The 23128-nt window shown below is 69.4% G+C and carries 20 protein-coding genes; 15 read left to right on the top strand and 5 right to left on the bottom strand.

Annotated elements, in window-relative coordinates; all coding sequences use genetic code 11:
- Positions 1-21 precede the first annotated feature (21 nt).
- From AB0M24_RS04670 to AB0M24_RS04685, 4 genes are all read right to left on the bottom strand, one after another.
- Positions 22-552: a hypothetical protein gene (locus AB0M24_RS04670; protein ID WP_363761045.1), complete on the bottom strand. Its 531-nt coding sequence runs from the start codon at positions 550-552 to the stop codon at positions 22-24.
- Positions 553-565: 13 nt separating this feature from the next.
- Positions 566-1735 (bottom strand): ABC transporter permease, encoded by a 1170-nt coding sequence (locus AB0M24_RS04675; RefSeq protein ID WP_363761047.1) that lies wholly within the window; start codon positions 1733-1735, stop codon positions 566-568.
- Positions 1736-1820: 85 nt separating this feature from the next.
- Positions 1821-2594 (bottom strand): ABC transporter ATP-binding protein, encoded by a 774-nt coding sequence (locus AB0M24_RS04680; RefSeq protein ID WP_363761049.1) that lies wholly within the window; start codon positions 2592-2594, stop codon positions 1821-1823.
- Positions 2591-3643 carry a peptidoglycan-binding protein gene (locus tag AB0M24_RS04685; protein ID WP_363761051.1) on the bottom strand — a complete coding sequence of 351 codons (1053 nt, stop codon included), beginning with the start codon at positions 3641-3643 and terminating at the stop codon, positions 2591-2593. Before AB0M24_RS04685 ends, AB0M24_RS04680 begins: the two co-directional genes overlap by 4 nt.
- A gap of 58 nt (positions 3644-3701) precedes the next feature.
- On the opposite strand from AB0M24_RS04685, the gene AB0M24_RS04690 reads away from it, so the two are divergent.
- The 5 genes from AB0M24_RS04690 to AB0M24_RS04710 all read left to right on the top strand — a co-directional run bounded on the left by AB0M24_RS04690 (position 3702) and on the right by AB0M24_RS04710 (position 9016).
- Positions 3702-4391 (top strand): response regulator transcription factor, encoded by a 690-nt coding sequence (locus AB0M24_RS04690; RefSeq protein ID WP_363761053.1) that lies wholly within the window; start codon positions 3702-3704, stop codon positions 4389-4391.
- Positions 4381-6099 carry a HAMP domain-containing sensor histidine kinase gene (locus AB0M24_RS04695; protein ID WP_363761055.1) on the top strand — a complete coding sequence of 573 codons (1719 nt, stop codon included), beginning with the start codon at positions 4381-4383 and terminating at the stop codon, positions 6097-6099. Before AB0M24_RS04690 ends, AB0M24_RS04695 begins: the two co-directional genes overlap by 11 nt.
- A gap of 33 nt (positions 6100-6132) precedes the next feature.
- A complete protein-coding gene (locus AB0M24_RS04700; RefSeq protein ID WP_363761057.1) occupies positions 6133-6927 on the top strand; it encodes a glycoside hydrolase family 20 zincin-like fold domain-containing protein in 795 nt (264 codons plus the stop codon).
- A gap of 206 nt (positions 6928-7133) precedes the next feature.
- Positions 7134-7787 carry a response regulator transcription factor gene (locus AB0M24_RS04705; RefSeq protein ID WP_363761059.1) on the top strand — a complete coding sequence of 218 codons (654 nt, stop codon included), beginning with the start codon at positions 7134-7136 and terminating at the stop codon, positions 7785-7787.
- Positions 7784-9016, top strand: a complete 1233-nt coding sequence (locus AB0M24_RS04710) for a HAMP domain-containing sensor histidine kinase (RefSeq protein ID WP_363761061.1) — start codon at positions 7784-7786, stop codon at positions 9014-9016. Before AB0M24_RS04705 ends, AB0M24_RS04710 begins: the two co-directional genes overlap by 4 nt.
- Before the next feature lie 51 nt (positions 9017-9067).
- On the opposite strand, the gene AB0M24_RS04715 is transcribed toward AB0M24_RS04710, so the two are convergent.
- The gene (locus tag AB0M24_RS04715) at positions 9068-10549 is read right to left on the bottom strand and encodes an aromatic amino acid ammonia-lyase (protein ID WP_363761063.1); all 1482 of its coding nucleotides are present in this window, start codon (positions 10547-10549) and stop codon (positions 9068-9070) included.
- A 63-nt stretch (positions 10550-10612) separates the two neighbouring features.
- On the opposite strand from AB0M24_RS04715, the gene AB0M24_RS04720 reads away from it, so the two are divergent.
- The 10 genes from AB0M24_RS04720 (at position 10613) to AB0M24_RS04765 (ending at position 23081) form a co-directional block, all read left to right on the top strand.
- The gene (locus AB0M24_RS04720; protein ID WP_363761065.1) at positions 10613-12157 is read left to right on the top strand and encodes an NAD(P)-binding domain-containing protein; all 1545 of its coding nucleotides are present in this window, start codon (positions 10613-10615) and stop codon (positions 12155-12157) included.
- Positions 12144-13502 carry a fatty acid--CoA ligase family protein gene (locus AB0M24_RS04725; protein WP_363761067.1) on the top strand — a complete coding sequence of 453 codons (1359 nt, stop codon included), beginning with the start codon at positions 12144-12146 and terminating at the stop codon, positions 13500-13502. The genes AB0M24_RS04720 and AB0M24_RS04725 overlap by 14 nt, the downstream gene beginning before the upstream one ends.
- 11 nt (positions 13503-13513) lie before the next feature.
- On the top strand, positions 13514-15055 hold the full coding sequence (locus tag AB0M24_RS04730) for an NAD(P)-binding domain-containing protein (RefSeq protein WP_363761069.1): 1542 nt from the start codon (positions 13514-13516) through the stop codon (positions 15053-15055).
- On the top strand, positions 15052-16041 hold the full coding sequence (locus AB0M24_RS04735; RefSeq protein WP_363761071.1) for an alpha-hydroxy acid oxidase: 990 nt from the start codon (positions 15052-15054) through the stop codon (positions 16039-16041). Before AB0M24_RS04730 ends, AB0M24_RS04735 begins: the two co-directional genes overlap by 4 nt.
- A complete protein-coding gene (locus AB0M24_RS04740) occupies positions 16035-17315 on the top strand; it encodes a cytochrome P450 (RefSeq protein WP_363761073.1) in 1281 nt (426 codons plus the stop codon). Before AB0M24_RS04735 ends, AB0M24_RS04740 begins: the two co-directional genes overlap by 7 nt.
- A 10-nt stretch (positions 17316-17325) precedes the next feature.
- The gene (locus AB0M24_RS04745) at positions 17326-18600 is read left to right on the top strand and encodes a cation:proton antiporter (protein WP_363761075.1); all 1275 of its coding nucleotides are present in this window, start codon (positions 17326-17328) and stop codon (positions 18598-18600) included.
- Positions 18601-18855: 255 nt separating this feature from the next.
- Positions 18856-19965 (top strand): glycosyltransferase, encoded by a 1110-nt coding sequence (locus AB0M24_RS04750; RefSeq protein ID WP_363761077.1) that lies wholly within the window; start codon positions 18856-18858, stop codon positions 19963-19965.
- Positions 19966-19985: 20 nt separating this feature from the next.
- Complete coding sequence (locus AB0M24_RS04755; RefSeq protein WP_363761079.1) at positions 19986-21422, top strand: phenylacetate--CoA ligase family protein; 1437 nt, start codon at positions 19986-19988, stop codon at positions 21420-21422.
- Positions 21423-21520: 98 nt separating this feature from the next.
- Positions 21521-21982, top strand: a complete 462-nt coding sequence (locus AB0M24_RS04760; RefSeq protein ID WP_363761081.1) for a peptidase inhibitor family I36 protein — start codon at positions 21521-21523, stop codon at positions 21980-21982.
- 199 nt (positions 21983-22181) lie between these two features.
- Positions 22182-23081 (top strand): helix-turn-helix domain-containing protein, encoded by a 900-nt coding sequence (locus AB0M24_RS04765; protein WP_363761083.1) that lies wholly within the window; start codon positions 22182-22184, stop codon positions 23079-23081.
- The last annotated feature ends 47 nt before the right edge of the window (positions 23082-23128 follow it).

Consider the following 23128-nt stretch of genomic DNA (forward strand, 5'->3'; position numbering starts at 1 on the left):
CAGCGGATCCTTCGGCCCAGCTTACTTCTTGGAGGACGCGATCTCGCACTCCTTCGCGTGTTCGAGGCCGAGCGTGATCGACGCGGCATCGTTGTTCGGACCGCCGAACGCGTAGGAGACCGCGTCGGCGCCAGGCTCGTTGTAGACCTCGACGTAGCGGACTCCCTTGTCACGCAGGCATTGCACGACTCGGTTGGCGAAGTCGAGCGCCTCGGGGTTGTTGACGTCCTTCTCCCACGGCGGCAGCGGGAGCTTCGACTCGCAGGCCTTGAGCGCCTTGTCCTGCTCCTCCTTGGTCGGCTGCGGGCGGCCTTCGGTGGAGCGGCCCTTCTTGTCCAGGCCATGGCTCGCGAGGCACTGGTCGTACGGGGCGCGGAGGGCTTCGTCGTCCTCCGGGGTCATGTCGAGGCGTTCGCGGGGCCGTTGTTCCTGCGACACGGACGTCGGGGCGGCGCCGCTGCTCGGTGTGGAGAGGGATGCGACCTCGGGCTTGGCGGGAGTGGTGCCGCACGCTGCGAGGAGGAGCAGCAGGGCCAGGGAAGCCTTCTTCATTCCGGGATGTCCTTTACGCGGAGAGCGCCTGGGTCGGGGTGAGCCGTGCGGCGCGGATGGAGGGGTAGAGGCCTGCGGCGGCGCCCACGACGAACGCCGCGAGCACGCCGGAAGCCAGCACTGGCAACGGGATGACGGTCGGCCAGCGGTGCAGGGTGGCGTAACCGGTGACGCCGAGGGCACCCAGCGCGGTGCCCGCCAGGCCACCGAGGGTGGAGAGAAGTACCGCTTCGGTGAGGAACTGGGAACGGATGTGGCCTCTGGTGGCACCGAGAGCGCGTCTGAGGCCGATCTCGCTGCGGCGTTCGAGCACGGAGATCACCATGGTGTTCGCGACGCCGACACCGCCGACCAGCAGTGCCACGCCGGCCAGGCCGAGGAACAGGGCGCTGTAGGAGTTCTGGGTGGCGCGCTTGGCCTTCAGCGCGTCGGACGGGCGGCTCACCTGGACGAGGCCGGGGATTTCGCCGTACAGCGTGGCCGGCAGGACCGCACGGACGTCCTCAATGGACTCTTCGCGCGCCTTGACGTAGACGACCGTGGGGTGGCCGTCGAAGCCGAGCTGGGTGCGGGCGGCGTCCCAGCCGACGAGCACCGAGCGTTCGATGTCCGGGGCCAGGGGCATGGGCGCGAGTATGCCCACGACGGTGAACCACTTGTCGCCGACGAAGATCGCGGGCTTCTCGGCGATGTCCTGGATGCCGAGCCTGGTCGCGGCGACGCTGCCCAGCACCACCGAGGGGAAGTCGGGGCGGGGCAGGAACTCACCCGTCGCGACGTGGCCGTTGACGGTGTCGAGGAGCGTTGGAGTTGTCGCCAGGACGGTGATGTCCGAGCTGTGGCCGGGGTCGAGGAGGTCGTTGCGGCGGACTCGGGTGTGGGTGTTGGCGACGGCGGCCGCGGCGGTCACCGGGGCGATGCGCTGGACCATCGCCACGGAGGATTCGGGGAGGAGGACCGGGTCTTCCTGGCGTTGGGCGGGTTGGGCTCGGAGCAGGTTGGTGCCCAGGGCGGTGAGCTCGTCGAGGAGGGCTTGCTGGCTGGACGCCGGGATGCCGGTGACGACTACGACGGTGGCTATGCCGAGGGCGATGCCCAGGGCGGAGAGGGCGGCTCGGAGTCTGCGGGTGCGGATGCCGAGGGAGCCCAGGGAGAGCAGGTCGGCTGGGGAGAGGCGGGTCATCGGCGGCCTCGCCTCGTGAGCTTGGTGAGGAGGCGGCCGACGACCAGGCCGAGCGCGGCGAAGGACGTGAAGAGGAGACGGCTCATCACAGGCTCCTCCGGGGCCGGGGAAACTGAACTGTCGCGGCCTCTGCGAGCCGACCCGCGCCGAAGCCGGCAGCACTCGCATCGGCGACCTGGCCGGTAGCAGCACCTGTGTCCGCGACAATGCGCCCATCTCGTAATTCCACTCGACGTGGCATTGCCGCCGCGATGTCCCTGTCGTGCGTGATCAGCGCGATGGTCGTGCCCTGCCTGTTCAGCTCCCCCAGCAACTCCAGCACCGCCTGACCGTTCGCGGTGTCGAGCGCGCCGGTCGGTTCGTCGGCGAGCACCAGCGACGGGCTGTTGACCACGGCACGGGCGATGGCGACGCGCTGACGTTCCCCGCCCGACAGCTCCTGCGGCCGGTGCGAGACGCGGTGCCCGAGGCCGACCCGTTCCAACGCCGCGACAGCGAGCGCGGGCCGGTCCTTGCGTCGCACACCGGCGTACAGGAGCCCGGTGGCGACGTTCTCCGCGGCGGTCAGGCCGTCGGACAGGTGGAACTGCTGGAACACGAACCCCAGCCGGCTCCCCCGCAGCGCCGACAGCCGCCGGTCCGACAGCGTGGACACGTCTTGGCCGTCGATCTCCACCGTGCCGGACGAAGGTAGATCCAGAGTGCCGACGAGGTGCAGCAACGTCGACTTGCCCGAGCCGGACGGGCCCACGATCGCGAGCAGCTCGCCCGCGCCGACCTGCAACGAGACGTCGTCGAGAGCCGTCACACCGCCGGGGTAGTGCTTCGAGACCGAGCGCAAGGCCAGCACCGGGGTCATTGGGCCGTCACCACTTCGAGGCCGTCGGTGATGCCGTCGCCGGAGATCTCGACCTTGTCCTGCGAGTACAGGCCGGTCTTGACGGCCTTCAACGCGCCGGAAGGCAGTTGGACGGCATAACCGCCCTCCTTCAAAGCAATCAAGGCGGCCAAAGGCACGGTCAGGACGCCAGTACGGCTCTCGGTCGTGAACTTGAGGCGGACCGGGGCGGTGTCGAGGTCGGCGACGTCGGCCGGGTTGTCGGGTGTGACGGTGATGTCGGTCTTCGGGCCGCCGCCGTTCTGCGCAGGGGGCGCGCTCGACACCGAGGCGACCTTGCCGGGTACCTCGCGCGAGTCCGGGCGCACGATCGTCACCGGCATCGTGGCCTTGACCGCGCCCGCCTCCGAGACCGGCACCTCCAGGGTGATCAGGCGGGTGGTCGGGGTGATCTCGAAGAGCTCCTCCGACGCTGCCGCGCCGAGTTGGGCCTTCACCGCGGCGACGCGCATCGGGCGGTCCAGCACGAGCACGCGGCCGGGCTGCAGCACGCCGGTCTGCTCGACGCCCAGCGCCTTCTGCCACTTCTTGACGGCATCGACAACAGCGGGCGTGAGCTCGGCCTTCGCGGCGTCCTTCGGGCGAACCCCGACCTGGTAGCCGAGGGCGGCGAGGTTCTCGATCAGCACAGCGACGTCGGATCCCTTGAGGCCGGGTGTGTCCAGGGCGCGGAACAGCGGGGTCGCGCCGATGAACACCACTACCGGCTGGTCGTCGACGCGGTACAGCTCCTTGCCCAGCTCGGTGACCTGCCCCACCGCCGGCAGCTTCGTGACGATGCCCGTGGCTCCTTTGACCGGCCGGGCCGTGCCGAAGCCGAGGTCGCCCTGCAGGACGCGGGTGTTCGTGAGGTCTCCTTTCCGCACGGTCGTGGTCTTCGTCGCCGGTGGTGGCGCGGCGGCGGGTTCGTCGGGCCGGGCGCGCACCAGCAGCACGGCGGCGGTGACGACCACGACGAGCAACGTGGCCGCGATGACGGTGTTGCGCATGCCGTGGATCTTGTTCGGCACTTGTGAGGATCCTGTGTCGAACCGGTGATCGCCCCGAGGGCGTCCGTATCCTCTGGCCGTGAGCGCTCTCATCCTGGTCGCGGAGGACGACGAGAACCAGGCCGAACTCGTCCGCCGTTACCTGGAGCAGGACCATCATCGGGTCCTGGTCGTCCACGACGGACGGGACGCGCTCGACGTGGTTCGCGCACAGCAACCCGAGTTGGTGGTGCTCGACCTGATGCTGCCGGGACTGGGTGGGTTGGACGTGTGTCGGGCGCTCAGGGCGGACTCGGACGTGTTGGTGCTGATGCTCACCGCGCGGTCCACTGAGGACGACCTGCTCCACGGGCTCGGCATCGGCGCGGACGACTACATGACCAAGCCGTTCAGCCCGCGCGAGCTGGTGGCGCGCGTGCGGACGTTGCTGCGCAGACGCACCATCCGGCCCGCGCCGATGCTCAAGGTCGGACCGATCGTGGTGGACCCCGTCCGGCACGAGGTGACCGTGCGCGGGGCTCGGGTCGAGTGCACGCCAGGAGAGTTCGGGCTGCTGGAGGTGCTGGCGTCCGAAGTGGACAGGGTGTTCACGCGGGAGCAGCTGCTGGACCGCCTGCACGGGGACAGCTTCCTGACCGCCCGCACGATCGACACGCACGTGAAGAACCTGCGCCGCAAGATCGAGACCGACTCGCGCACGCCGGAGCACCTGGTGACGGTCTACGGGATCGGTTACAAGCTCACGGCCGGGCGCGTCGATGCGCCGTAGCGTCTTCACCCGCCTGCTCGTCGTCGTGGTGCTGATCGCGGTGTGCTCGATCGCGGCGACGGCGTGGCTCGCGACGCAGCTGACCCAGGCGTCGATCGCGCGCGAGCAGGGCCGGGAGCTGGCGTCGGACAACCGGATCTACGCGGAGCTGCTGCAGTACGCCACGGCGCACCGTGACTGGTCCGAAGTGGACTACGTGATCTCCTCGATCACCGAGCAGCACCCGAACCGGCGGATCGTGCTGGTCACCAAGGACGGCAAAACGGTCGCGGACAAGGGTGGCGACGGCGGTCAGCTGCCCGCGACGGCCGCGGCGGTGGTGGACGCGCTGGCCGTCGACCCGGTGCTGGTGCCGGACGCGCCCGCGGACCGGATCGACAAGCGGGTGCTGGGGCCGTTCCGCACGCCGATCGACTTCCGCGAGCGCGAGGACCGCACCGGCACGTTGTTCTGCCTGAGGATGGTCAAGAAGGGCGAGGCCGATCTCGACTGCCGGGACAACGAGCTGCAGTTCGACACGAGGGCCGACTTCTACGCGCTGCTCGACCTCGAAGACCTGGTCAACGCATGTCTGGCGCGCAGGTCGCTGCCACCGGTGGACCTCGATCCCGACTACACGCCGGCGCAGAAGCAGTCGAGCGGCGTGCCACCTCCGGACGAGCCCGCCGTCGCGGCCTGTGTCGCCGCGTCGCGCAAAGAGCAGCTCGCCCAGTACGTGGCGCCGCCGGTCCTGCTCTACCTGACGAACCCCACGGGCACGCCGACGGCCGCGATCTCGTTGTCGGGCAACGGCTGGCAGGTCGTGGGGGCGGCCGCGGCGGTGCTGCTGGTCGCGGTGGGGGTGGCGGCGTTCGCGGGCGCGCGGATCACGCGGCCTCTGCGGGCGTTGACGGCCGCCGCACAGCACATGTCGGGTGGCGGAGACATCCCGCCGGTGCCGGTGCGCGGCCAGGACGAGATCGCGGGCCTGACCAGGGCGTTCAACACGATGGCGGCGAACAGGGCGCAGTTGGAGCAGGCGCGCAAGGCGATGGTCAGCGACGTGGCGCACGAGCTGCGGACGCCGTTGAGCAACATCCGGGGCTGGCTGGAGGCCGCGGAGGACGGGGTGAGCGACCTCGATCCGGCGCTGGTGACGTTGCTGCTGAAGGAAGCGCTCGTGTTGCAGCACGTGGTGGACGACCTGCAGGACCTCGCGGTGGCCGATGCGGGGTCGTTGCGGCTGCACCTGGAACCGGTGCCGGTGCGCGGGGTGCTGGAGCAGGTCGCGGCGGCGTACGAGGCACGGGCGGCGCAGGCAGGGATCACGCTGTCGGCGCAGGCGGGGGACGCGCTGTCAGGAGCGCCGGGCGAGCTGGTAGTCGTCGCGGACGCCCTGCGGTTGCGCCAGATCTTGGACAACCTCGTCGCGAACGCCCTCCGCTACGTGCCCACCGGTGGCTCGGTGTCGGTCAGCGCCACTGTGGAAGGCTCCGACGTGGTGATCTCCGTGGCGGACACCGGTTCGGGCATCTCGGCGGAAGACCTGCCGCACGTGTTCGACCGGTTCTGGCGTGCGGACAAGTCACGGGCGCGCAGCACGGGCGGCAGCGGGCTGGGGCTCGCGATCGTGCGCAAGCTCGTCGAGGCGCACGGCGGATCGGTGGGTGTGATCAGCACGACAGGCCGGGGAACCACGTTCAGCGTGCGGTTGCCGGAACTCCCGTGATACCTCCTGCGTTAGTCCGCTGGGAGGAAACCGGTGATTATTCCGATGCCGTCGAGCGCGCCCCGTCGCACGGGTGCGTTCACGTTGACCGAGGACGTCGCCGTCCGGGTGACCGGGCAGGCGCGCACGGCGGCCGCGATGATGCGCGAACTCGTCTTCCGGCAGACCGGCTACCTGCTCGCGGAGTCCGCGGACGGCATGCTGATGGTGTCGCACGACCCGGCGATGCGCGGCCTCGGTCCTGAGGGGTACGCGCTGCTGGTCAGCAACACCGCGGTGATGCTCCGTGCCAGCACGCAGGCCGGGTTGCGGTACGGCGTGCAGTCGTTCCGGCAGCTGATGACCGCGGACGGCACGGTGCGCGCGGCTGATGTGCGGGACTCCCCCGCGTTCTCGTGGCGTGGCGTGTCGAGCGCGCTGCTGGCGCCCGCCGAGATGCGCAAGGCGATCGACAAGATGGCCGCCTACAAGCTCAACGTGATGCACGTGTTCCCCGAGGGCGATCCGGACGCGTTGCGCGACCTGGTCGAGTACGGGCGGGACAACGGGATCACGGTCGTGCCGGAGATCAGCCCGGCGACGCTCGACCTGCTGGACCTGTTCCCGAGCCGGTGGGTGCACATCGGCAGCGCCAAGCTGACGTCCAAGCTCGCCGGGGTCCTGGAGCGGCACGGCAGGCTGCCGGTGCGGTGGCACGACGGCAGTACGTCCGCTGACGTGCTGGGTCCGCACGGCCAGTTGGAGGAAGGCGACCACGGGTTGCGGGCCATCGCCACGGCGGGCTGGGTCGGCGGCCGGTTCACCGCGCCGGCGGTCGTGCGCGCCTGACCTGTTCACACCTTTCGCGCTTGCGCAGGTCGTGCCGTGCGCGTGATTCACATGTTTATCGCCGAATCGCCACTCGGTTCTCCCGGCGAAAGACGCACTGAGCTGTCGGTATCACATTCGTGAACAGAATCGGCGGCTGTCCATTGGCTGTTGCACTGCCTCGATGACCTGGTCGGACGCCGTGGGAGCGTGCGATTCTTCGTCTTGTGCGGCTACTGCTCGTGGAGGACGACAGAGAGCTCGTGGAGTTGCTCGCCGCAGTGTTGCGCGGTGAGGGGTATTCCGTGGACATCGCGCTGGACGGCCAGCGCGGACTGCATCTCGCGCTCACCCGGCCGTACGACGTGGTGGTCATCGACCGCGGTCTTCCCGTGCTCGACGGGCTCGACCTGCTGGCGCGGCTGCGGTCGCGGGCGGTGCGCACGCAGGCGTTGCTGCTGACGGCGATGGGATCGGTGCGGGACCGGATCGACGGGCTCGACGCGGGAGCTGACGACTACCTGGCGAAGCCGTTCGACCTGGGCGAGCTGACCGCGCGGCTGCGGGCGTTGTCCCGTCGTGCCGCGGAACTGGCTGCGGTGCTGCGGATCGGCGCTGGTCAGCTGGAGCTGGAACAACACCGGGTCGTGCTGCCCGACGGCGAGCTGGTGCCGTTGACGGCGCGCGAGTTCGCGTTGCTGCGGGTGCTGGCGACGCATCCGGAGACGGTGCACACGCGGGCGTCGCTGCGGCGGACGGTGTTCCACGACGCACCATCGCCGTCCATTGTGGACACCTATGTGCACTACCTGCGGTCCAAGGTTGGCAGAACCGTGGTCCACACGGTTCAGGGGGTCGGTTACCGGTTGGGGGCTTTGTGAGTTCGTGGGGGGACGCTGAGCGCGCGGAGGTCCGGCGGGCGCGGCTGCGGGTCAGCGTGCTGGTGGGCCTCGCGATCACGGTGATGGTGACGTTCGTCGGCGCTATCGCGTACGTGGTGATGGTGCACGCGCAGGAGTCGCAGGTGACGCGCGAGCTCCAGTACAACGCCCGGTTCGGCGTTCCTGGGATCGCTCCCAAGTGCGCGTGGGTGTTCGTGCTGGAGGACGGGGTGGTCGACCTCGGTCCGCTGGAGGTGCCGGCCGGCTTTCCGTTGCGGGACGACCTGAACGCGGGTGGTCCGATCTCGCGGGACGTGTCCGCGAACGGCACGAAGTACATGGTGCTCACCGCGCCCGGTTCGAACGGCACCGTCGTGCAGTCAGTGTTCGACATGCGGTATCTGCTGGCCGACCGCACGCACTTGGTGCAGGCGTTGGGAATCGCGCTGGTGGCGGGGCTGCTCGTGGCTGCGTTCATCGGGTTGAGCGTGGGGCGGCGGACCGTTCGACCGTTGGCGGAGGCGTTGGCGCGGCAGCAGCGGTTCGTGGCCGATGCGAGCCACGAGCTGCGGACGCCGATCGCGCGGGCGTACCTGCGGGCGCAGTTGTTGCAGGCGGCGACCGATCTGCCGGACGGGCACCGGGACAACCTGGACGCGTTGGCCCGGTCGATTCGCGGGCTCGGGGACGTCGTGGACGATCTGCTGCTGTCGGCGCAGTTGAGCGGGCGGTCTGCCGGGCAGGCGGTGGATCTCGTGGCGGTCGCGGACGCGGCGGTGCGCGGCGAGAGCGAGCGGGCGGCTGAGCGCGGGATCGTGCTGGCGGTTGAGCGTGCCCGAGTTCCGTTGGTGGTCAACGGGATCGAGACGGCGTTGCGGCGTGCGGTGGACGAGCTGCTGGCCAACGCGGTTCGCCACACGCCCGAGGGCGGGCGGATCTCTGTTCGCGTCCGGTCGGTGGCGGGGCAGGTGGAGCTGACGGTGGCCGACACCGGTGAAGGGTTCGAGCCGCGGGATGCCGAGCGGCTGTTCGAGCGGTTCCAGCACGGGCAGGGTGAGAAGCGGTTCGGGCTGGGGCTCGCGTTGGTACGGGAGATCGTGACGGGGCACGGCGGGACCGTGGAGGCGGTCGGGCATCCGGGGCGAGGGGCGCGGTTCACCTTGCGGCTGCCCACGGCGGGGCAGACTCCTTCGGCGCTGCGGGAGAAGATCGCTTCGGCGTGCCCGTGACATTGATGAGGGGAGCTTTCACCACCCTCGCGTTGATGAAAGCTCCCCTCGTCAAGAGCGGGCGGACCAGATGATCGTCACGTCTGCGGCGGCGCGGACGTCCTCGTCCAAGGGCCGGTCGGGGTCGATCGGGTCGATGGCCTTCTCCAGCGCGGCCAGCAACTCCGCGCATTTCGCTGCGGTTGGGCGCCTGGCTCCTACGTGCGCTGCTTGGCGGAGTCCCAACGCGAGCGAGCCGACCAGGAGGTGGAGGAGTTCGGCCAGGTCGTAGGCGCGCAGGGCGGTTTGCGTCCCGAACGGCACCACGTCCTGGTTGCGCAGGTTGGTCGACAGGCTCTGGGTGCTGGCGGGCAGGACGTTGCGGCGGATCTCCGCGACGAACGCGGTGGTGGCGAGTTGGACGCCCTGCAAGCCGTGCTGCTGACCGGGTCCGGCGGCGAGCATGGGCGGCAGGCCGGTGTTGCGCGAGGGGTCGACCAGGAGGTCGAGCTGGCGTTCGGCCAGGTTGCCGACGGACGCGGTGATCATGGCGAGCACGTCGGCGGCGTACGCGGCGGGTTGGCCGAAGAAGTTGCCGCCGTGGGCGACCAGGTCGTCGTCGGGGAAGAACAACGGGTTGTCGCTCACTCCCCCGAGGTCCGCGGTGACGACGCCGTCCACGTAGCGCAACGCGTCCTCGGCCGCTCCGAGCAGCTGCGGCGAGCACCGGAGGCTGTACGGCTCCTGCAAAGGCCGGTCACCGCTCGGCTCGACGCCTTCGAGCATCCCCCGCATCCGCGCGGCCACAGAGGTGGCGCCCGCGTGGCCGAACGCGGTGATCAGGCGCGGGTCCAGAAAACCGGGATCGCAACCGAGAACGTCCGCCAGCAGGCAGGTCAGGTCCGCGACGGCGTGGTGCGACGCGCGAATGGACGACAGCGCAAGGGAAGTAGCCGCTGTCGTGACCGATGTGCCGTTGACGAGGGCGAGTGCGTCTCGGCCGTCCAGCTCCAACGGCTTCAGCCCGGCGGCGACGAGCGCGTCCGCTGCGGGCATCCGAACGCCGTCGAAGTAGGCGTGCCCGCGGCCGCGCAGGGCTTGGGCCGCGTAGGCGAGCGGGATCAGGTCTCCGCTCGCCCCAACGGATCCGTAGCGCGGGATCGCCGGGACGAACGTGGTCGCGAACATCTCGGCGAGCCCCTCGACGACGTGCGCGGACACGCCGGACAGGCCCTGGGCGAGCGACCAGGTGCGGACCAGCAGCGAGGCACGGGCGACGTCGAGCGGCAGGTCGGGTCCTTGGCCCGCGCCGAGGTGTGCGAGGGTGTTGTCGCACTGGTCAGCCTCCGAGGCCCGGCCGGCGAAGCCCACCAGGGCACCGAAACCGGTCTTGGCGCCGTACACCGGGCGTTCGTCGTCGGCCAGCACGGTGCGCAGGTGGTCGCGGCCTCGCTGAACCCGTTCCCGCACAGCGGATCCGAGGTGCACGGGCAGCAGATCCGCGGCGCTGAGAAGGTGCGCGGCGGTCAGGGGCGAACCGAGGTCCACAGTCACGGCACGGACGGTAGGCAGTCGATCTCAGAAAGTTCTGAGATCGCGTGGGTAGCTTCCCCGTGCATGGCCCACGACTACCTGATCATCGGCGCGGGACCGGCCGGTTTGCAGCTCGCCGCACTGCTCGCGCGAGACGGTCGCGACTACGCCGTCCTCGAACGCGGCAGCGGGGCCGGCACGTTCTTCACCCGCTTTCCCCGGCATCGCAGGCTCATCTCCATCAACAAGGTCCACACCGGGTTCACGGACCCGGAGCAGCGCATGCGGATGGACTGGAACTCGCTGCTGCTCGACGACCCGGACCTGCTGTTCACCCGCTACAGCCCCAGGTACTTCCCGGACGCCGACGACATCGTCCGGTACTTGCAGGACTGCGCGGCCAGTCTCAAGGTGCACTACGACATCGATGTCACGCGCGTCTCGCGTGACTCCGACGGGTTCGTCGTCACCGACCACAATGGACGGACGTGGCAGGCTCGGAACCTGGTCATGGCCACCGGTGTCTCGCAGCTCTACGTGCCGTCCATCCCGGGCATCGAGCACGTCGAGCGCTACGACACGTTCGACACGAACCCGGAGTCGTTCACCGACCAGCGCGTGCTGGTGATCGGCAAGGGCAACTCGGGTTTCGAGACCGCCGACGCGCTGGTCGAGCACGCGGCCGTCATCCACGTCGCCGGGCCGCACTCGGTGAGGCTGGCGTGGCAGACGCACTACGTCGGGCATCTGCGCGCGGTCAACAACAACTTCCTCGACACCTACCAGCTCAAGTCCGAGAACGCGGTCATCGACGGCACGATCGAACGCATCGAGCCTCGGCCGGAAGGCGGGTTCCGGATCCAGTTCCGGTACGCGCGCACGGTCGAGAAGCTGCGCGAGCTGGAGTACGACCGAATCATCGCGTGCACCGGGTTCCGGTTCGACGCCTCGATCTTCTCCGACGGCTGCCGGCCGTCGCTCGTGATCAAAGACCGGTTCCCGGAGCTCACCTCGGCGTTCGAGTCGGTGAACGTGCCCGGCCTGTACTTCGCGGGCACGATCACGCAGTCCCGTGACTTCAAGAAGTCGACCAGCGGCTTCATCCACGGCTTCCGCTACGGCGCCCGCGCGCTGCACCGCGTCCTGTCCGCCCGCAACCACTCGGTTTCGTGGCCTTCGACGCCGCTGGAGGTGTCACCGGACGCGATCAGCGACGCGTTCATCGCGCGGGTCAACACGTCTTCGTGCCTGTGGCAGCAGTTCGCGGTCATCGGCGACGTCGTGACGGTCTCCGGCGGCGAGGCCCGGTACGAGGAGGAGGTGCCGGTCTCGTACGTCGCGGACGGCGGGCTCGGCGCGGCGGAGCACCGGTTCATCACGACGCTGGAGTACGGGCCGGACCACGACACCGTCGACCCGTTCGACATCGACATCCCCCGTGTCGCCGAGAACGACGCGGCCAACGCGGCGCAGGCCAGCTACCTGCACCCGGTGGTGCGCTACTACCGGCACGGCGAGCTCACCGCGACCCACCACCTCGCCGAGAACCTGGAGAACCACTGGGACTTCCCGGACGTGCACCAGCAGCCGCTGGTCGTCTTCGTGAAGGAATGCCTTGCCGGCGCGTGAGCCGTTCCCGCGGGCGGTGCTCGACGTGCTCGGCGCCGCCGCGGACCGACCGGTGTTCGAGCACGGCACCCGCGTGGTGACGGGGTCGGAGCTGCTCGACCTGGTCGCGCGGATCGCGTCCGGGTTGCGCGCCAACGGGGTTGGGCCCGGCGACGGCCTCGCGCTGCGGCAAGGCGTGAACCCGGAGGCCTTCGCGACGATCCTCGCGGGACATGTGGTGGGAGCGCGGGTCGTGGGTGTGCGGCCGGGGCTCACGGAGGCCCAGGTGCAGCACCTGTTGGGGCTGGACATCAAACTCGTCGTACGTGACGACGACATTCCGTTCGGTGAAGCGACAGAACCTCGTTGCGACGGCAGGCCGGACGACTTCGCACGCTTGATCCACACCAGCGGAAGCACAGGCGCTCCCAAGGCCTGTGCGCAGACCTACGCCTCCATGACCAACGCCTGGGCCGCCCACCCCGACGCCTGGCCGCCCGCGATCCGGGAGCTCGCGTCTCGGCTGCAGCGCTATCTCGTGTTCGGGTCGCTGTCGAGTCAGGTGATGTTCGAGTACGCGGTGCTGACGTTGACCGCGGGCGGCACGATCGTCGTCGCGGACAACCCCGCCGACGCGATCACCCGCCTCCGCGCGACCGCACGCGTGATCACCGTGCCCGGCTTGGCGAAGCTCGTCGCGAGCCAACGTCGCTCCCCCGCCGACCTGTCGTCGTTGCGCGCGCTGCTGGTCTCGGGTTCGCCACTGACGACCGAACGCCACCGCGAGGCCCTGGAAGTGCTGGGACCGGTGCTGTTCCACGGCTACGGCCAGACCGAGACCGGCATGATCTCGATGGCCAGGCCGTCCGATCCGCCCGGCACGGTCGGGAAACCGCCAGTTGATGTGGAGATCCGCGATGGCGAGCTGTTCGTCCGCACGCCAGGCCAGGCCGGCGCGTACTGGGCGAATCCCGACGAGTCAGCGGAAGTGTTCGTGGACGGCTGGGTTCGCACCCGCGACCTCGGCCACTTCGACGACGACGGCTACCTGCACCTGACCGGGCGGGCGCGCGACGTCGTGATCGTCAACGCCAACCTCCACTACATCGGCCCGATCGAGCACGTGATCGCGGAGCACCCGGACGTCGCCGAGGCCTACGTGGTCGCGGTGCCGGACGACGAGACGGGCGAGGCGGTGCACGCGTTCGTCGTGCCCAGAGCCGATCGGGTGCCTGAGCTCGAAGAGCTGCAGAAGCTCGTGACCGAACGGCTCGGCGCGGCCTGTGCTCCGGTGCAGGTCACCGCCATCGCCGAACCCCCGGTCGCGCCCAGCGGCAAACCCGACAAGCGCCAGCTCACAGCGTGAAGGAGAGCCCAGTGTCCAGCGAGGTTTCGACCGAGTGTCTCGTGATCGGCGCCGGTCCGGCGGGGTTGCAGGCGTCCTACCTGATGAAACGGGCCGGGCGGGATCATCTGGTGCTGGAGTCCGGTGCGGCGGCGGGGACGTTCTTCACCCGCTTCCCCCGGCACCGCCAGCTGATCTCCATCAACAAGGTGTACACGGGCTGGGACGACCCGGAGCTGAACCTGCGCGTCGACTGGAACTCGTTGCTGAGCGACGATCCCGAACTGCTCTTCACCGGCTACACGCCGCGCTACTTCCCGCAGGCCGACGACATGGTCCGGTACCTGGGCGACTTCGCGGTGAAGAACGACCTGCCGATCCGGTACGACACGCGGGTCGTGTCGGTGACCAGGCCGGACGACTTCGTGGTGCGCGACCAGCACGGCGTGACGTACCGGGCGAAGCGGGTCATCGCGGCGACCGGGGTGTCGAAGCCGAACGTGCCGGACATCGACGGGGTCGAGCACGCCGACCTGTACTACGACGTTTCGGTCGACCCGCAGGACTTCGTGAACCAGAAGGTGCTGATCATCGGGCGCGGCAACTCGGCGTTCGAGACCGCGGACGCTCTGGTCGAGACGGCGTCGGTGATCCACGTCGCCGGGCCGGGCTCGTTGAAACTGGCCTGGCAGACGCACTTCGTCGGGCATCTGCGGGCGGTGAACAACAACTTCCTCGACACCTACCAGCTCAAGTCGCAGAACGCGGTGCTGGACGGGCACATCGTCGGCATCCGGCGCGACGGCGACGACTACCTGGTGAAGGTCAGCTTCCAGCGGGTGAACGAGGTGATCAAGGAGATCCGGTACGACCGGGTGATCCTCGCGACCGGGTTCCGGTTCGACGCCTCGATCTTCGCGCCCGAGTGCCGGCCGCAGCTCACGATCAACTCGCGGTTCCCGGACCAGACGGCGGCGTGGGAGTCGGCGAACGTGCCGGACCTGTTCTTCGCGGGCACGATCACGCAGGCGCGCGACTTCAGGAAGTCGACGAGCGGGTTCATCCACGGGTTCCGGTACGGGGTTCGCGCGCTGCACCGGATCCACGAGCAGCGGTATCACGGCGTGGACTGGCCGAGCCGTGCGGTCGAGCCCGGCGGCGTCACCGAGGCGATCATCGAGCGGGTCAACCGGACTTCCGCGCTGTGGCAGCTGTTCGCGTTCATGGCGGACGCGGTGCTCTTCGGGCCCGACGGCGTGCGGTACGTGGAGGAGGTGCCGGTCGCACACCTGCACGAAGCCGTTGCGCGCGGCGACTTCGGGGAGGTCTCCGAGTATCTCGCGGTGACGTTGGAGTACGGCGCGGACCACGACAAGGTCAACCCGTTCGACATCACCGCGGGGCGAACGTCCCAAGAGGACACCAGCGGGCTCGACGGACGCTACCTGCATCCGGTCGTGCGGCGGTTCCGCGGTGGCTCGTTGGTCGACGAGCACCACCTGACCGAGAACCTCGAGAACGAGTGGGACAGCGAGGCCGTCCACATCGCGCCGTTGCGGGCGTACCTGAGGTGAACCCGTTGCTCGCGGATCTCCACGAGAAGGCACGCGCGGTGCTCGACCCCGTCCACTACGACTTCTTCGCGGGCGGGGTCGGGGACGAGGTCGTGCTCGCCGAGAACGAGGCCGCGTTCCGGCGCCTTGCCCTGCTGCCACGGGTGTTGCGCGGGGACGTGCGGGATTTCGGGTTTCCGGTGCTGATCTCGCCGACCGCGTTCCACAGGCTCGCCCACCCCGAGGGCGAGATCGCGACGGCTCGGGCGTTGAACGGCACCGTGCTCGTGTCGAGCATGGCGTCGACCGTGCCGATCGCCGATGTCGTGGCGGCCGCGACCGGGCCGGTGTGGTTCCAGTTGTACGTGCAGCCGGACGCCGAGGTCACCGAAGCGCTGGTGCGGCGCGCGGAACAGGCGGGCTGCGCGGCGTTGGTGATCACGGTCGACTCCCCCGTCTTCGGCCGGCACCGGCGCGACATCGCGCACGGCTTCCACGACCTGCCCTCTGGTCTCGCGGCCGAGAACATGCGTGATCTGGGCACGCCGGGCTTGCGGAAGATCGAGATGGCGGCGTTCTCGTGGGACGACGTCGAACGGATCTGCTCGTTGACCTCACTTCCGTTGTGGCTCAAGGGAGTGCTGCACCCCTCCGACGCCAGGCTCGCCGCCGAGCGCGGGCTGGGGATCTTCGTGTCCAACCACGGCGGACGTCAGCTCGACCTGGTCCCGGCGGCACTGGACGCGTTGCCCGCGGTGGTCGAGGCCGTTGCCGGACGGATTCCGGTGGTGCTGGACGGCGGTGTCCGCAGTGGCGGCGACGTCGCTCTGGCGCTGGCGTTGGGAGCGTCGGCGGTCGGGATCGGCAGACCGGTGTTGTGGGGCCTCGCGGCGGACGGCTCGGCCGGGGTGCGGACGGTGCTGGACGTGCTGCGGGACGAGTTCGAGCACGTGCTGGCGATGTGTGGAGGCGACCTGACGCGCGACATGGTGGTGGTGCGATGCTGAGCCAGTTCGTGGTGTCGTTGCGCGCCAAGGTGTTCGAGAAGGTCAACGGGGACAACGCGATCACGTTCCCGAACTCGCAGGTCGGCCCGGACCGCTTCGAGGAGCTCTACGCGCATCCCGCCGCGAACGGCCGCAGCAAGGGCGCGGGGCTGTCGGACCTGTTCTGGTACTGGCTCTCCCCCGGCCCCGAGGTGCACCAGGAGCACTTGGAGGCGGGGCCGCGCTACGACGACGTGGCGCGGGCGACGCGGACCTTCCTCGCCGGGTCCAGCGACGAACTGTCAGCCGCGGCAGCCCGCTGCACGGCGAAGGTGCTGGACGAGGTGATCACCAAGCCGGTCACGCACGTCCGGCTGCGCGACCTGATGATGCCGGTGTGGGCGGAGTTCTTCTACGAGCTGGTGTTCGGCGAGCCGTGCCCGCGCTTCGCCCGTGACCTGATCGTCGAGCACGCCGACGACGTCGTGACCTCGTTGAAGTGCACGGGTTTGCGTCATCCGTCCCGACGCGCCCGGTTGACCCGCTACCTCGCGCACCGGCTCCCGGACGTGCGGCATCCGTTGCCTTCGACCCTCTCGGCTGTCGAGCAGGTCCACTACCTGCAGGGCACTTACTTCAACACCGCCGTCGTGCAGATGTCCGAGGCGATGGCACACCTGCTGCTCGCGCTCGCCCAGCATCCCCATGTGGCGCAACGGGTCGACGACGACCGGTACTTCGCGCACGTGCTCGACGAGACGTTCCGGCTGTACCCGTTGTTCGGCATCGCGCACCGCATCACCACCGCGGACATCGAGCTGGACGAGGGGACGAAGTTCCCCGCGGGTTCGGTGCTGTGCTTCAACTACCCGGCCTACCACGCGACCGGGTACGCGAACCCGCACGAGTTCGACCCGAGCCGCTGGGAGCACACCGCCGCGCGCAACGAGCACCACATCCCGTTCGGCATCGCCGCCAACCGCCCCTGCCCGGCGTGGCGGCTCGCCCCGATCATCATGCGCGCCGCCACTCGGGAAACGCTGCGCCGAGTCACGCCGCACTCCTCGGTCACCCACACCCGGTCGTTGCCGAGCCGAGGCCCGTGCCTGCTCGTCCGCGACGGCTCGGTGCCAAGCCTGCGCTGGATGCGCGTGCGCGACCGCTGGGAGGACGCGGGGCGCAGCGTCGTCCAGCTCGTGCTCGGCACCGCGATGGTGCTGCACGCCCACCGGCTGCGGCCGGCGACGAGGTACTTCGACACGCACGACACGCAGGGTTGCCCGGTCCGGCACTAAGGAGATCCCGGTGAACCAGATCCACTTCGCGTTGCAGGTCTTCGCCGCGCTGGCGGTGGTGCTCGTCGCGACCACCGTGTGCGGGCGGCTAGCCATGCTGGTCAGGCAACCCAGGGTCGTCGGCGAGATGGTCGCCGGCGTCCTGCTCGGACCCGCGTTGTTCGGCGCCGTCGCCCCTGGCGTGCAGGCGCAGCTCTTCCCCGCCGACGTCAAGAGCACCCTGTACGTGCTCAGCACGATCGGCCTCACGTTCTACATGTTCCTCGTAGGGTCCTCTTTGGACCACAAGCTGACCACCGGTGCCAACGCGCGCAAGGCCGGCGTGCTCGCGGTGTCCGGCATCGTGCCGACGTTCCTGCTCGGCGCGGGCACGGCGGTGATCTTCTTCGACTCGCTCAGCCCTGCAGGCTCGCGCCTGTGGGTGTTCATGCTGTTCGTCGGCGGCGCCCTGTCGATCACCGCGTTCCCGATGCTCGCCCGGATCCTGCAGGAACGCGGCATCGCCAACACCCCCATCGGCGGCCTGACCCTGGTGGCCGCAGCGATCGACGACGCCGTGGCGTGGGCCTTCCTCGCCCTGATCATCGCCGTCGGCGCGTCCGGCAGCCCGTCCGGCGCACTCCGCACGATCCTCGGCGCGTCGATCTTCGCGGTGCTCATGCTCACCGTCGGCCGCAAGTGGCTCGCCAAGCTCGGCGAACGCGCGGAACGCGACGGCAAGCTCAGCCGCGACATGATGGCGATCATCCTGCTCGTCGTGCTGCTGGCCGGCTGGTACACCGACTACATCGGCGTGTTCTCGGTGTTCGGCGGCTTCATCACCGGCCTCGCGATGCCTCAGTCGAAGGTCGTGCGGCACGAGCTGGAAACCAAGCTAACCGACCTGAACTCGATCCTGCTGCTGCCGGTGTTCTTCGCCTTCAGCGGCCTCAACACCCAGGTCTCCGGCTTCGGCGCGGGCGGCACGCTGTGGTTCCCGCTCGCCGTGATCATGCTGGCCGCGTTCGCCGGCAAGTACCTCGGCTGCGGCCTGGTGGTGAAGGCGCAGGGCTACTCGTGGCGCTACGCCTCAGCCGTCGGCGGCCTGATGAACGCGCGCGGCCTGATGATCCTGATCTTCATCAACATCGGTCTCGCGTACGGGCTGGTGACCTCCGAGATGTTCGCCATTCTGGTCGCGGTCGCGATCGTGACTACGGCGGCGGCGATGCCGATCTACCGCGCTTCGCTGCCAGACCATCTGGAGGCGCAGGCCGACGTCAGGTCGCCCGCACCGGTTCGGTGAGCTGCTGGGCGGCCGCGTCACCTCCGCGACACCGGTCTCGCCCACGGCTGGTGATGTCGGAGATGGTCGCGATCGTCACCACAGCCGCCGCGATGCCGATCCCTTGCGCTTTCTTGCCGGACCACCTGGAGCACGAAACCCATTCTGGCGCGGAGGTCTGACATTAGTCTGCACTGAAGCTATAGAGGCTATCGTTCATGAGGGGCATCCCCAGATCCCGGGCAACCCACCCGCAACGTCAGTAGCGTCGCGGGCATGAGGATCTTGTTCTCGTCCGCCGGCGGTCACGGCCACCTGCTGCCGCTGATGCCCCTCGCCCGCGCGTTCCGGCAGGCGGGCCACGACGTCGCCGTGCTGACCGCCGAGTCGACGCGGCACCTCGTCGAGAGCGAGGACGTCGAGCTGTTCGTGGCGGTACCGTCCGAAATGGACGTCATTGAGGAGATCCGGCGGCGGACGGGGGTCGACCTGCTGGCGGGCGTCACCTTCGAGGGCGAGCTCGACTACTTCGCCGGCACGCGACTGGACATGGCCGCGGACGACGCGATCGAGGTGGCGAGGACGTGGAAACCGGATCTCGTCGTCTGCGACATCGCCGACTTCCTCGCACCACTGGTCGCCGCCGCGGTCGGCGCGCCGTGGGCGATGCTGGCGTACGGGACGCGGCGGCCTGACGAGAAGACCTCGCAGCTCAACGAACGCGCCGCCACCCACTACGGACCCCGCGGCCTGGTCCCGGCTCCTCCCCTGGCCTACCTCGACACGTGCCCGCCGACGTTGAACTACCCGGGCTGGGCACCGCCGGTCGAGCGGTTGTTCGTGCGACCGGAAGCCCATCGTGCCGAGTCGGACGTGGTGGTGCCACCGAAGGGCACCCGGCCGCGGATCGTGGTCACGTTCGGCACCGTGTTCGGCAGTGCCTCGACCCTGTCACCACTGCTGCGCGCGCTCGATCCGCTCGACGCCGAGATCGTCGCGACGCTGAGCGGCGCGCAGGCCACCGACTTCGACGCGGACGTCCGGGAGCGGGTCACGTTCGTGTCGTTCGTGCCGCTGGACGACCTGCTCCGGGACGTCGACGTGATCGTGACGCACGGCGGTGCGGGGACGACGCTGGCCGCGCTGGCGCGGGGAGTTCCGCTGGTGATCGTGCCGCAGGGGGCTGACCAGCCACGCCAGGCCGAGCGGGTGTCGGCGGTGGGAGCCGGGGTCACGACCGACGTCGCTGGAGTGCCGGACACGGTTCGGCGGTGCCTGGAGGATCCGGCGATCAGAGCCTCCGCCGCCCGGCTGGCCGACGAGATCGCGGCCATGCCCACGCCCGCTGACGTCGTCGAAACGCTGGTGCAGCGGGTTTCCGACTGAAAACCCAATAGGCTCGCCGGATGGACAGCAGTCGGCAGACCCGCGTGCGCCAGGCCTTCGACGACTTCTTCGCAGCGACCCCCGAGCGGTCGGAGAGCTGGGTCCTCGACCTGTTCCAGCACACCGCCGCGACCGTGCCCGCGTACCAGAAGCTGTTGCGGGAGAACGGGATCGAAGCCGGGACGATCACGACGTTCGAGGACTTCCAACGGCTGCCGCTGCTGGACAAGCCGAGCTACCACGAGCGGTATCCGTTGCCGGAGCTGTGCCGGGACGGGTCGCTGGCGGGCTGCGACATGATCGCGGTGTCGTCCGGGTCGAGCGGGCGGCCGACGATCTGGCCGCGGACCCTCGAGGACGAGCTGCACGTGGCGCGGCGGTTCGAGCAGGTGATGGTCGACGGGTTCGCCGCGGATCAGCGCACCACGCTGGCCGTGGTGTGCTTTCCGCTCGGCACCTGGGTCGGCGGGCTGTTCACGCAGGCGTGCGTGCGGCATCTGGCGGCCAAGGGATGCCCGATCACCGTGGTGGCGCCGGGCAACAACAAGGCCGAGATCCTGCGGGTGCTGCCGGAGCTCGCGCCGCACTTCGAGCAGGTCGTGCTGCTGGGCTATCCCCCGTTCCTCAAGGACGTCATCGACACGCCCGGTGTCGACTGGCCCGCGTACTCGATCAAGCTCGTGCTGGCGGGCGAGGTGTTCAGCGAGCAGTGGCGTGATCTGGTGTCGCAACGGGCGGCCATCGCGGATCCACTCAGGGACGTCGCTTCTCTCTACGGCACAGCGGATTCCGGCGTGCTGGGCAACGAGACCGCACTGTCCGTGGGCATTCGCCGGTTCTTCGCGCTCAGGCCTGATCTCGCCCGCGAGGTGTTCGGCGACTCGCGGCTGCCGACGCTCGTGCAGTACGACCCGGCGAGCCGGTTCTTCGAGGTGCACGACGGGACGCTGGTGTTCACGGCGGACGGCGGGATTCCGCTGATCCGCTACAGGATCGCCGACGAGGGCGGGATTTTCGGGCACGAGGAGCTGCTGGCGTTCTGCGCTCAGCACGGATTCACTCCCCCGCCCGGACCGGCGCTGCCGTTCGTCTACCTGTTCGGGCGGTCGCTGTTCACCGTGTCGTTCTTCGGCGCCAACGTGTATCCGGAGAACGTGACGGTCGGGTTGGAGCAGCCGGGGATCAGCGAGACGGTGACCGGGAAGTTCGTGATCGAGTCGGTCGAGGACGCCGACCGCGACCGCACGCTGCGGATCACCGTCGAGACCGCGCCAGGACGAACGGCCGACGCGCACGCCATCGCGGTGTCGATCCGCGACCAGCTGATCCGGCTCAACAGCGAGTACGCGCACTACGTCCCCGCCGAACGACAGCTGCCCGACGTCGTGCTGCGTGACGCGGGCGACCCGGACTACTTCCCGGTCGGCGTGAAACACAGGTACACGCGACGATCCTGAAATGAGCTTTTGCACCACGAAGCAAAAGCTTTTCCTCGACTATTCCTCCTGCTTAGGGTTACGGCGGCTGAATTCATTGCCTGGGGTGGGAGGCCTCCTTGAAGTTCGTTCGGCGTGTTTTTCTCGCGTTGGTTCCCGTCGCTTTGCTGATGGTCGTCGGCGTCGCGGCTCCGAGTGCGCAGGCGGCGGCTCCGGTCGCGCAGACCGCCGCGGTGGGCGCGGCCTACGACACCGAGACCGGTCAGGCCCTGGCCGCCTGGGACTGCAACACCGGCAACGTCTGCTTCTGGAACGGCTTCGGCGGCACCGGCGGCCGCTGCATGTGGGACGTGGCGGACCCGGACTGGACCGCGGGCAACGTCAAGTGCTCGTGGGCGACGACCTCGGAGGTCAAGTCCGTCTACAACCGCGGCACGTCCTCCTCGTTGACGGGCGTCGTGTTCTACCGCAACACCGGCTACAACAACCGCATCGGCTGCACCCGTCAGGGGCAGAAGGGCGACCTGGCTGGCACCTACCAGGTGAGGTCGCACCAGTGGACGAACGGCCGCTGCGGCTGATCCTCGCATAACACGGAACTGGTCGCGCGGGAACTCTCCGCGCGACCAGTTTTCGTTGCGGAATTCGGCGGAGTGACACGGCGGGTAATGTTCTCCACGGTGACCTGGGCCTGGGGAGGTTGCTGTGTTGCGCATCCATTTTTCCGCTGGCGATCTGGAGCGTACGCAGATAGCAGAAAGGGTCGATCCGCTCTGGGAGATGGTGTTCAGCCGGCTGCGGCTGACCGAAGGGGACAGCGGGGTTCTGCTCGAACCCTGGCTGCGTGACGTCCGGCGCCACGGCGACAGACAGGTGATCCGCTCGGGTGTGCGGCTGCTCGCGGTGCTCTCACCGCTCGGCCCGTACTTCCCGGACTTCCTGACGCCGCCGGAAGGCGCGGACGGGCTGGGTGCCGCCCTCGACGCGATCAGGGCGACGCCGCGTGCCCGGCTGCGCGACGAGCTGAAGCAGCTCGCCGGGGTCAGCTCCGTTCCGTCGTGGACTCGTCCGCTGGCGGAGGGCTGTCGTGGCGCTCTGGGTGAGCTGACCGAGGCGCTGGCGGGCTACCACGCCGCTGCCATCGAGCCGTACAGCGAGCTGATCGACGAAGCGGTCGAGACGGACCGTCTGCATCGGACCGGGTCGGGTTCGGTCGACGGGCTGCTGCACGGGATGTGGCCGTTGATGAACTGGCGGCCGCCGGTGCTCGAGGTGCAGTACGCGTACAACAGGGACCTGCACCTCAACGGGCGCGGGCTGCGGCTGGTGCCGTCGTACTTCTGCCGCCACACGCCCGTGGCGTTCGCGGATCCGGGGTTGCCGCCGACCGTCGTCTATCCGGTGCACCACGACTGGACGTGGCAACGGCAGCTGGCTTCCGGACGGCGGCAGGCCGGTGCTTTGGCCGCGTTGCTGGGAACTACGCGGTCGGCCGTGCTGGCCGCTGTGGGGACCGGGGCCACTACTACCGAACTGGCGGAACGGCTTGGTGCGTCAGCTTCCGCAGTCAGCCGGCACACGACCGTGCTGCGGGAGGCGGGGTTGCTGACGACCGAGAGGCAGGGGTTGTCGGTGCTGCACCAGCGGACGGTGCTGGGGTCGGCGTTGCTCGGGAACTGAGGTTCGCCCGGCGCGGAATCCGTGGCGGCCCCGGCTGCCACGGCTGT

Origin of the sequence: Lentzea sp. NPDC051838 (genome assembly GCF_040681245.1) — a bacterium.
In the GTDB taxonomy this organism is placed as follows: domain Bacteria; phylum Actinomycetota; class Actinomycetes; order Mycobacteriales; family Pseudonocardiaceae; genus Lentzea.

Excerpts from the sequence above, each read along its gene's own strand:
- AB0M24_RS04680 (WP_363761049.1), bottom strand. The coding sequence starts at position 2,594 with ATGACCCCGGTGCTGGCCTTGCGCTCGGTCTCGAAGCACTACCCCGGC.
- AB0M24_RS04740 (WP_363761073.1), top strand. The coding sequence starts at position 16,035 with ATGCTGAGCCAGTTCGTGGTGTCGTTGCGCGCCAAGGTGTTCGAGAAG.
- AB0M24_RS04720 (WP_363761065.1), top strand. The coding sequence starts at position 10,613 with ATGGCCCACGACTACCTGATCATCGGCGCGGGACCGGCCGGTTTGCAG.
- AB0M24_RS04670 (WP_363761045.1), bottom strand. The coding sequence starts at position 552 with ATGAAGAAGGCTTCCCTGGCCCTGCTGCTCCTCCTCGCAGCGTGCGGC.
- AB0M24_RS04695 (WP_363761055.1), top strand. The coding sequence starts at position 4,381 with ATGCGCCGTAGCGTCTTCACCCGCCTGCTCGTCGTCGTGGTGCTGATC.
- AB0M24_RS04675 (WP_363761047.1), bottom strand. The coding sequence starts at position 1,735 with ATGACCCGCCTCTCCCCAGCCGACCTGCTCTCCCTGGGCTCCCTCGGC.
- AB0M24_RS04755 (WP_363761079.1), top strand. The coding sequence starts at position 19,986 with ATGGACAGCAGTCGGCAGACCCGCGTGCGCCAGGCCTTCGACGACTTC.
- AB0M24_RS04765 (WP_363761083.1), top strand. The coding sequence starts at position 22,182 with ATGGTGTTCAGCCGGCTGCGGCTGACCGAAGGGGACAGCGGGGTTCTG.
- AB0M24_RS04750 (WP_363761077.1), top strand. The coding sequence starts at position 18,856 with ATGAGGATCTTGTTCTCGTCCGCCGGCGGTCACGGCCACCTGCTGCCG.